The organism is Maribellus luteus, from assembly GCF_003576475.1.
Classification (GTDB): domain Bacteria; phylum Bacteroidota; class Bacteroidia; order Bacteroidales; family Prolixibacteraceae; genus Draconibacterium; species Draconibacterium luteum.
Window position 1 is genome coordinate 195,922 of record NZ_QWGR01000008.1, and the last position, 10,736, is coordinate 206,657.

Here is a 10,736-nt window from a genome sequence, read left to right on the forward strand (position 1 = left end):
GCACAAACTTTTCTGTTTTTTGTATAGATATGAATAAATTCTTTTATGCCCTGATGATTGTGGGCTTGCTCTTTTCTTGTGGAAAGTCAAACGATAATCTTCCGCCTGTTGATGAGCCGGAAGAGAAAATATCGGTGAAGGTTATGACTTATAATATTTATGGGGCCAGAAGTGGAGGGATCCCCGATTTAGAACCTATTGCCGAAGTCATTAGACGAGTGAACCCCGATTTGGTAGCATTGCAGGAGGTGGATAAGTTTACGAATCGAAACCAGAAGCACGGAGATATTGCCCGAAAACTGGGAGAGTTGACCGGAATGGATTATTTCTTTGCAAAAGCGATGGATTATAACGGCGGAGAGTATGGCGATGCAGTGCTGTCTAAGCTTCCTGTACTGGAGAAATCAGCATTCAATCTCGAAGTTGAACCGGCACTTGGCGGTGAAAGACGCTCGGTTGCGCGCATTAAAGTTACAAAAGAAGACAAAGTGTTTTATTTCGTATCGACTCATTTTGATCACTTGAGTGATGAGCGAAACCGGATAAAGCAAGCTAACGATTTTGTTGAACTGGCAAAAGACTTCGAATGGCCGGTTATTGTTGCCGGAGATTTAAATGCAACTCCGGAATCAAAAACGATTAGGATATTAAAAGACTATTTTTCAATGGGATGCCCAAATGGGAATTGCACTCAATATACATTTCCTACATCGAATGCCTCTAAAACCATCGACTACATATTGTACGCACCTCTCAATGCTTTTACTCCTAGTATATACAGTGTTTATACCTGGGCAAATCAAGAATCTGATCATTTCCCTGTTGTTGGAATCTTTGAAATAAATTGAGAAATGGGCAGTACAATGAATCAGGTGCATTAAGACCATGTCTTATCGCTCATTTGGTCTTTATCTTATAGCCGAAACTGGTAGATTGGTTTCCATGTAACAATACTTGCGAGTGTTGACTGTTAGTGAAGCCTAATTGAAGTTTTTCAAGTAGGATAACCGGAAAGATGCAGGGGTATTTTGGATCCCTGAGTTATTACAGGTAAATGTGTTCAGAGTGCTATATTTCCGGGCTTGCCAATGCAGTGGAAGTGAGTTAAAGTCCATCGGTCCGTATTTTATTGAATTTACTGTTGAAGGATGAAATGCATATTTTTCGTCTTTAACAAAGCTTTCAGATTATATAAAAACAAACATGAGAAAGATATTTATTTTACTGATAGCATCCGTAGCTATTGCGTTCACTGGCTTTTGTAATTCGGTGAAGCTGATAAAGAAAGAAACAAAAGATTTATCATTGATATTATCTGTCAATAAGGATAGTGTTCTTCTTTTTCAATATTTCGGGAAAAAAATAGGTGCCCCCTCTCCTTTCTTGCAAAAACAAAGCTACCGCCGTTCCGATTACGGAACTGATCCGGAAGCTTATTCAACGGCAGGAGGGAAGAATTTCCGAGAACCGGCCCTGCGGGTTACGCATAGCAATGGAGATTTGAATACAGAGTTGATCTATCTAAATCATAGTCAAAAGACGCTGGACGATTCCAATGTTCAGGAAACTGTCATTACTTTGCGTGATCGTAAATTGCCCTTGTTCGTTTATGTGACCATCAAGGCATTTCGGAAAGAGAATGTATTTAGCCAAAGCGTTCGGATCGAAAACAGGGAATCTTCAAATGTTGTTCTGCACAACTACTATTCAATGTACTTGCCGGTAAAAGCGAACAAATATTATTTAAATTCCTTTGCTGGTGATTGGGCCCGAGAAATGGGGCTGGAAGAGACAAGACTTACTCATGGAATAAAGAGTATTGAGAGCAAAAAAGGGATGAGAACCACCCGAACAGAGAATCCTTCGTTTTTATTGTCACTCAATGCGCCAATGGACGAAAACTATGGCGAGGTAATCGGTGGAGCATTGGCCTGGAGTGGTAATTATAAACTGAATTTTGAACTCGATGAATTTGATGTGGTAAATATATCAGCGGGTATCAATCCGTATGCTTCAGAGTATCATCTTTCTTCGGGGGAGAGTCTTGAAACACCGGATGCGATTTACACTTACAGCGCAGAAGGAGCTGGTGGCATAAGTCGTAACCTGCACGATTGGGCCCGTGGTTATGGTATTTACGATTGCGGGAGTATTCGTCCAACTCTTCTCAATAGCTGGGAGGGGGCCTATTTTACTTTTGACGAAAAAACGATAACGGATATGGTTGATGATGCAGCATCCATGGGCCTTGAAATGTTTGTATTGGATGATGGTTGGTTCGGAAATAAATATCCGCGTAATGATTCAAAAGCTGGCCTTGGTGATTGGCAGGTTAACAGGGAGAAGTTACCCCGCGGAATTGATTACATAGCCAAATACACAGTCAAAAAGGGTTTGAAGTTCGGTATCTGGATAGAACCGGAAATGGTTAATCCGAAAAGTGAACTGGCAGAAAAGCACCCGGAGTGGATTGTAAAAAGCAAGGGCCGTGATATGCCAACAATTCGCAGTCAATGGTTACTCGACCTGAGTAACCCGGAGGTTCAGAATTTTGTTTACGATGTTTTTGATAAAGTAATGAGCCAGTCCGAAGACATTTCATACATTAAATGGGATGCAAACCGGCATGCTGAAAGTGTAGGTTCCGATTTTTTGCCGGCTGATGAACAGTCTCACTTTTGGGTGAATTACACTTTAGGCTTTTACAGTGTACTGGAACGAATCAGGGAAAAGTATCCGGATGTAATAATCCAGGCCTGTGCTTCAGGTGGAGGACGGGTTGATTATGGAGTGCTAAAGTACACGCAAGAAGTCTGGACAAGTGATAATACGGATGCTTTGAGTCGCGTTTTTATCCAGTACGGAACCAACCTGATTTATCCGGCAATAGTAACAGGCTCCCATGTGTCAGCAGTCCCCAATCATCAAACCAATAACCAAACACCCCTGAAGTTTCGTTTCGACATTGCCATGAGTGGTCGCTTGGGAATGGAGTTACAGCCCCAAGACATGAATGAAAAAGATAAGGAGTTTGCCAAACAGGCAATAGCCACCTATAAAGATGTCAGGGACTTGGTGATGTATGGCGATTTATACCGGCTTGCCTCGCCATATGATGGGAAAGGATACTATTCGTTGATGTATGTTGATAAGCAAAAGCAACGCGCAGTGGTTTATGGTTATTGTATAAATTACCAGGGACGGGGACTTACTCCAAAATTTCGGCTGAGAGGACTTGACCCGAAAAAGAGCTATACGGTAAAGGAGATAAATAACCCGGGCAAGAACTCTGTCTTTTGGGGAGATGGTATGGTATTCACCGGCGAGTATCTTATTAACGAAGGTATTAATCCCAAACTCCAAAAAATATACGATAGTGCCGTTTTTAGCATAGAAGAAGTTACTTTGCTTAGCCCGAGTAATATGGGTACAAACTAAGATATTTTAAAGTTTATTGCGAGTATGTATAACATCGAAGAGATTGCTTCTTCGTACCTTCTAGAATTCTTCAGAAGACATCTGTTGGAATGGAAAAAGCTAGGCGTATCAGTTTAAAATAAAGATGTTGTACTGTAATGTGCACGTAACAAAGGGGGCTCAACCATACAAGTAGCTGAGCCCCCTTTTAATGTAAGCAAAGTAAGTGTTGGCAGGTATTAGTTTACTTTAAGAAAATAGGCGATCCTATTAAAGAAAGAATATTTATGGTTAAACAGACTCTACAGGATGCACAATTCAATTCATTCTTTTAAGTTTGATGAAATCAATCAAAAAGAATCTGTATCCTAAATTAAATGAACCTAAGATGAGTGCTTTATCCAGTTTTATTTTTCAGCGGTGGGGTGTTTTAATACTGCTGTCTCTGTTTACTATTTCAACAATATCGTGCGATTCTCCTAAACCTGCCGAGCCGGTTTTGATCGGGAAAGCGCTTCCCGTTTGGGCCAAAGGCCGTGAAACCGAAAAGAACCTGAACCTTGGCTTTCACGGGGTTTTTCGGGCAGAGAATGGACAGGATGTAAAACTAAAAATAACCGGTTCTACACTTTACCGTGTTTTTCTGAACGGTGAATTTCTGGGCTACGGTCCGGCGCGTACAGCGCAAGGTTTTTTTCGTGTGGATGAATACGAACTGAAAGACCGCCTGAAGTCCGGGGCAAACATCGTAGCAGTTGAGGTGGCTGGATACAATGTAAATTCCTATTACACCATGGATCAGCCCTCGTTTTTGCAGGCTGAAGTGGTAGCGGGTGACGATGTTTTGTTGGCAACCGGAGAAGATGCTGGTTTCAGCGCTTTCGTGTTAAAAGAGCGTTTGCAAAAAGCAGAACGCTATAGTTTTCAGCGGCCGTTTACCGAATATTACCGATTGGACGAGAATTCGCGTGCGTGGAGAAGTTCGGAAGCAGAACCTGCCGAAACTCTGGAGTTGGCCGTACAAGCGGGAGGAGAACTGCTTCCGCGTAATTTACTGTTGCCCGATTTTGACGTGGTCCGCCCGCAGGCGATTTATTCAAAGGGGACATTGTCAAAACAGGTTCCCGAAGGCTATGGGAAAGACCGGTCGCTTACCAACATCAGTGATATCTTAAAAGGTTTTCCGGAAGACAAACTGGAAACAATCCCTTCACTTTGGTTGCAGGAAATAGTCACTGTTTCTCATGAAATAATAAGTGAACCGTATAGCGGAGCCTCTTTTCCGGTAAGTGAAAATTCGTTTGTAACCTGCGATTTTGGAACCAATCTTTCGGGTTTTATTGGCGGGAAAGTGAGCTGTTCAGAACCGTCAAAGCTGGTATTCTTTTTTGATGAAATACTGACCGATGGCGATGTACAACCCAAAAAACGATCGGGAAGCGTAAACAATTACGTAGTATACGAACTGGAGCCGGGGACTTATAATCTTGAATCTTTTGAAAGTTACACGTTTAAGTTCCTGAAAATAATGGTGCTGCAAGGAGCATGTAAGTTCAACGATGTTCACCTGCGCGAATATGCCTATCCCGAACATTCGCTGGCCAGCTTTGAGAGCGACAATACCAAGCTGAACGCCATATACGAGGCTGCTGAGCAAACATTCCGTCAAAATTCGGTAGATATTTTCATGGACTGCCCATCGCGCGAAAGAGCGGGCTGGCTTTGCGACAGCTATTTTATGGCCATTATGGAAAAGGGCTTCACCGGGAAATCGGCCATTGCCTATAATTATTACGAAAACTTTGCTCTGCCCGACAGTTTTGCCTTTTTGCCCGATGGGATGCTCCCCATGTGTTTCCCGGCCGACCATAACGACGGGGTCTTTATTCCCAACTGGGCAATGTGGTTTATTGTGCAGGTGGAAGATTATGCCAGCCGTGGCGGCGATCCGGAGTTGATTGCAAAACTGGAGCCGCGGGTGTCGAAATTGCTCGATTATTTTGTTCAGTTTGAAAACGAAGACGGGCTGCTCGAAAAACTTCAAAGCTGGATTTTTGTAGAATGGTCGAAAGCCAACGATTTTGTGCAGGATGTAAATTACCCGACCAACATGCTTTACAGTGCTGCCCTGGAAAAGGCTGGCAAACTGTATCAAAATACAACCTGGGCAGAAAAAGCTGACAAGGTAAAACAGACTATTTTGAAGCAGTCGTTTAACGGAAGCTTCTTTGTGGACAATGCCGTTCGGGAAGCGGATGGGAAGCTTCAGGTGACTACAAATACAACAGAAGCGTGCCAGTATTACGCTTTCTTTTTCAATATTGCCACACCGGAAACGCACCCGGAACTTTGGAAGAAGTTGACCACAGATTTCGGCCCCAAGCGTGACGATAAAGTTACTTACCCCGATGTCTTCCGGGCCAATGCGTTTATAGGAAACTATCTCCGGATGGACATTCTTTCGCGTTATGGTTTGCAGAAACAAATGCTGGGAGAAATCCAGGATTATTTCTATTACATGGCTGAACAAACGGGGACGTTGTGGGAAAATACGGGTTCATATGCGAGTTGTAATCACGGATTTGCATCGTATCTCGGGCATGTTTTGTACCGCGATGTGTTGGGAATTAGTTCGGTGGACTACCTCAAAAAAGAAGTGACCATTCGCTTTGCGGATCTCGATCTGAACAAATGCAGCGGAGTAATGCCGGTGGAAGATGAGGCGATTGAATTGAAATGGGAACGTTTCGGTAACCAGCTAAATTATTCGGTTAAAGTACCTACAGGCTTCAAAGTCAACATTGAAAACTTGAGTTCTTTGGAGTTGAACAAGGTAAATTAGCCCTTTGTGGATTGCTTTAATGATACTGAGATGATAACTTATTTCCGCAAGTAAAATATTGTGTTTAGCAAGTGACGGAGCTTGCGCTGAAACCCTTTCATACAAACGGGTGAAAGAAAATCTGCGGTAATCTGCGTCATCTGCGTGAAATAACAAAATCTTGCGAATTCTGGATGATAATACTGCATTTGAATAATACCGGAAATTATAGCACTTTTATGTGACATTGATTTTCAAATAAACAACCTAAGTCCAATGAAAACCATTTTACCCGTTTTAATGGCTGTATTGCTGCTTTCATGCAGCCGGCAGTCTGTTGAGTTTGCACCTGAGAATCTGAAAAGTGAGTACCTCGTAAACCCGATTGGGATCGACACCAAAAATCCACGATTCACCTGGCAGTTATTGGCAGAAGAATCCGGAATTCAGCAACGAGCCTACCAGGTAATTGTCGGAACCGATTCTTCGAATGTTGCAGCCGGGAACGGAGATGCCTGGAATTCGGGCAGCATTCAGTCTGAAACCATTCCAGTAAAATACGAGGGTACCGGGTTGCAGCCTTTTACCAAGTATTTTTGGCAAGTTAAAGTTCAGCTTCAGAACGGGAGTTGGACCGCCAACTCGAAAGTAGCCAGTTTCGAAACCGGAATGATGGATCCGGCCAACTGGAAAGGCGATTGGATTTCAGATTCGTATGACTTCAATATAAAACCGGCTCCGTATTTCCGGAAAGGATTTACGGTTGGGAACAAGATAAAATCGGCGCGGGCCTACATTGCAGCTGCCGGATTATACGAACTCTATTTAAACGGTGAAAAAGTAGGGAATCATCGCCTCGATCCGATGTACACCCGCTTCGACCGCCGTGTCCTATACGTGACCTATGATGTGACCAAAAATCTTTCGGAAGGAGAAAACGCGGTGGGCGTTATTCTGGGGAATGGCTGGTACAACCATCAGTCAACGGCGGTTTGGTATTTCGACAAAGCACCGTGGCGGGCGCGTCCAAAGTTTTGCATGGATCTGAGGATTCAGTATGAAGACGGAACGGAGGAAACTCTTTCAACCGACCAGGGATGGAAAACTTCGCTGTCGCCCGTTATTTTTAACAGTATTTATACGGCTGAACATTACGATGCTCGTTTGGAGCAGGAAGGCTGGAACCAGGCAGGCTTTGACGATTCGAAATGGAGAGGTTCGATGAAAACCAATGCTCCTTCGAATAACATTACGGCGCAGGTTTTGCATCCGATCCGGAACGTTACTGAAATTCCGGCAAAAACTGTTACAAAGTTTAGCGACCGTAATTATGTGGTTGATTTTGGGCGCAACATGGCCGGTGTTACAAAACTGGAACTAAAAGGTGCGGAGGGCACAACGGTTCGATTGAAACACGGCGAGCGCTTGTATGACAACGAGCATGTTGATATGTCGAATATCGATGTACACTATCGCCCAACCGACGATTCCGATCCGTTTCAAACCGATATTGTGGTTCTGAGCGGCAATGACGATGTGTTTATGCCGAAATTCAATTACAAAGGGTTTCAGTTTGTGGAAGTGACTTCTGACAAACCCATTGAACTGACAGAAAAGAACCTGACGGCTTATTTTATGCACAGCGATGTTCCTGCTGTGGGAACCATTCATTCCTCCAACGAAACGCTCAATAAAACCTGGAAGGCAGCGAATGCATCGTACCTTTCCAATTTGTTTGGTTACCCTACCGACTGTCCGCAACGCGAGAAAAACGGCTGGACCGGCGACGCGCAGATCAATATTGAAACCGGTTTGTATAATTACGATGCCATTACCATTTATGAAAAATGGATGGCCGATCACCGCGATGAACAACAGCCAAACGGCGTGCTTCCGGCAATTATTCCCACCGATGGCTGGGGCTATACCTGGGCAAACGGCCCCGACTGGACCAGCACGATTGCTATTATTCCGTGGAATATTTACCTGTTTTACGGCGATACAAAAGTTCTGGAAGACTGTTACGAAAATATCCGGCTTTATGTTGATCATATCAGCGATTTGTACCCTTCCGGAATTACCGACTGGGGGCTGGGCGATTGGGTTCCGGTAAAATCGAAAGCACCCAAAGAATTTACCTCTACCGCTTATTATTTTGTGGATGCCACCATTCTGGCTAAAACAGCTGAGATTTTAGGCAAACAAGCCGATGCTGAAAAGTATTACTCCCTGGCAGAGAAAATAAAAACAGCACTGAACAATAAATACCTCGACCGCGAGACCGGCATTTACGGAAGCGGGCTGCAAACCGAGTTGAGTTTTCCGCTGCAATGGAATTTTGTTCCGGAAGATATGCGTGAAAAGGTAGCCGCCAATCTGGCTAAAAGAGTGGAAGCCGATAACAAACACATTGATGTGGGGCTGTTGGGAACAAAAGCCATTTTAAATGCACTGAGTGAAAACGGTTATCCCGACCTTGCCTACGAAGTAGCTGCGCAAGAGACTTTTCCTTCATGGGGATGGTGGATTGTAAACGGAGCTACCACATTTTACGAGAACTGGCCGCTGGATGCCCAACGTGATGTTTCGATGAACCACATCATGTTTGGCGAAATCGATGCCTGGTACTACAAAGCTTTGGGCGGGATTTTTCCCGACGAAGAAAAGCCCGGCTTTAAAAACGTGATCCTGAAACCCAACTTTGTGGCGGGGCTCGATCATTTTGAAGCCAAACACGAAAGCCCATACGGCGAAATTGTTTCGGCCTGGAAAAAAGCGGGAGAGGAAGTGGAATACAAAGTGCAAATTCCGGCGAACAGCACAGCAACACTTATCCTGAGTGCTTCAGCAATAACAGAAAGCGGAAAAGATCTTTCTGTAAATGAAAACATTGTGGTTGTACAAAAGGATGACAAACAGGTTAAGCTTCAACTTGTTTCGGGAACTTATTTGTTTGAAATAAAACAGTAAAGAAGTTGATTTTTAGGTGTAGCGAAGGTTGTTTTTCTACTGTTAGGTGAGATAATGGATTCCTGGTATGAGCAGATCTTGGAATGTTGACAATTTTGGGAAAATTTTCAACATTCCGAGATCACACTGAAGTTAATCTTGCTCATACATTACCAAGCAGGACAATTAATCTCCTGGCTTGTAAAAAGAATTTGACTGTTAATCACCTAAGAAATCATTAGGATACTGCAAGTCCTGAATAATTTCACCTCCATGCAAACGAATCCAGGAGCGGAAGCCTTCTTTATCTTCAGTCAGTTCAATAACGCGGGCGCCACTGGGTTTCAAATCATTGTAGACAGTATCGCATCCACTAAAACGTCCATAAATGAAAAACATATTATTCCAATAAACAGCATAGTCGTTGTTATGATCATGCCCTACAAATGTGGCCTGAATGTCGCCCATTTCTTTCATGGCAACAAACATTCCTGAATTTATTTGCGGACAGCACACATCTTCTCCCAGTGTTCCTTTCAATATTGCCCGTGCTGTGTCTTTTGCTGCTTCCTTATGTTCGGGCAGGGGGATATGAAAGAAAGCGAGCGATGGCACCGGCTTTTCTCCATTCATTTTTGCGAATACTTCACTCTGTTCCCGGTACCAGGCAATCTGGTCAAAATGAATATGTCCGTATCCTTCTATGCCTTTAATGGTTGAATAGGCGTTGGAGTCGAAAAGGTAAAATACGTGGCTAATTGAATCACTTGTTGATGAATGGAGAGTCAGTATATAATTGGTTACGCCCGAGATACCTTCTGTTGTAGAAATTATGCTGGAAGAGATACTTTTGACAATTTCATATAATTCTTCCCGCGTTTTATCATGCTCATCATCATGGTTCCCAAAAGTAATGGCAAACGGAATTCCCCTTTGGGACATTGGTTCCAGAATTTGACGTATGGATGCCTCGGCTGGCTTTCCAAAAATCGAATCACCTGTATGGATGACTAAATCAGGCTTTTCCAGATCCAATATCTGATTAATATTTTCTAAAGCTCTTTCAGAGCGAGGATCTCCCGCAATAAAATGAGTATCTGTAAATTGGACAATTTTAAATTTACCATCGTTATTGAACGACAATTTTGTCCCGGAAAATTTATTTACACCGGGCTGTCTTTCCGGCGTGAAACCACCAGCCATACAGTTTATTGAAACTAATCCAGCCATTCCGGCAAAAGCTGAACCTTTAATAAAATGTCTTCTGTCTATTTTTCTTTTCATCGGAATAAAGATATTAACATAAATTCTCTCCTAGCTTCCTATTGAATTCATGGGCTATAAGAATATTCATGCAAGGTGTAGTATGATTATTTCAGATTAGAGTATACGACTATACAGGAAAGCCAAAGCAATATCAAATTCAAATCACTATTCATTAACACTACTTTCCCTAGTTACTAAAAAGAGGTAATATAAACCTCTAAGGGTTGCAATTCTTTTTTATTTACCTCCGGAATGTCGATGGATAAAACGTCTGTTGTACTTG

General features: G+C 43.0%; 5 protein-coding genes. 4 read left to right on the forward strand and 1 reads right to left on the reverse strand.

The window, feature by feature from the left end:
• Positions 1 to 29: 29 nt before the first annotated feature.
• From D1614_RS15240 to D1614_RS15255, 4 genes are all read left to right on the forward strand, one after another.
• Positions 30 to 848 carry an endonuclease/exonuclease/phosphatase family protein gene (locus D1614_RS15240; protein ID WP_119438816.1) on the forward strand — a complete coding sequence of 273 codons (819 nt, stop codon included), beginning with the start codon at positions 30 to 32 and terminating at the stop codon, positions 846 to 848.
• Positions 849 to 1,203: 355 nt separating this feature from the next.
• Entirely contained in the window at positions 1,204 to 3,438 is a 2,235-nt protein-coding gene (locus tag D1614_RS15245; protein ID WP_119438817.1) for an alpha-galactosidase, read from the forward strand.
• A gap of 367 nt (positions 3,439 to 3,805) precedes the next feature.
• Positions 3,806 to 6,259, forward strand: a complete 2,454-nt coding sequence (locus D1614_RS15250; protein WP_162304518.1) for an alpha-L-rhamnosidase-related protein — start codon at positions 3,806 to 3,808, stop codon at positions 6,257 to 6,259.
• A gap of 255 nt (positions 6,260 to 6,514) precedes the next feature.
• Positions 6,515 to 9,208, forward strand: coding sequence for an alpha-L-rhamnosidase (locus D1614_RS15255; RefSeq protein ID WP_119438819.1), 2,694 nt, complete (start codon positions 6,515 to 6,517; stop codon positions 9,206 to 9,208).
• Between the two features lie 198 nt (positions 9,209 to 9,406).
• Here the strand turns inward: D1614_RS15255 and D1614_RS15260 are convergent, their stop codons facing one another.
• Positions 9,407 to 10,471, reverse strand: a complete 1,065-nt coding sequence (locus D1614_RS15260; RefSeq protein ID WP_119438820.1) for a metallophosphoesterase family protein — start codon at positions 10,469 to 10,471, stop codon at positions 9,407 to 9,409.
• Between the last annotated feature and the right edge of the window lie 265 nt (positions 10,472 to 10,736).

Coding starts and splice junctions, on each gene's coding strand:
- D1614_RS15240 (WP_119438816.1), top strand. CDS start 30: ATGAATAAATTCTTTTATGCCCTGATGATTGTGGGCTTGCTCTTTTCT.
- D1614_RS15245 (WP_119438817.1), top strand. CDS start 1,204: ATGAGAAAGATATTTATTTTACTGATAGCATCCGTAGCTATTGCGTTC.
- D1614_RS15250 (WP_162304518.1), top strand. CDS start 3,806: ATGAGTGCTTTATCCAGTTTTATTTTTCAGCGGTGGGGTGTTTTAATA.
- D1614_RS15255 (WP_119438819.1), top strand. CDS start 6,515: ATGAAAACCATTTTACCCGTTTTAATGGCTGTATTGCTGCTTTCATGC.
- D1614_RS15260 (WP_119438820.1), bottom strand. CDS start 10,471: ATGAAAAGAAAAATAGACAGAAGACATTTTATTAAAGGTTCAGCTTTT.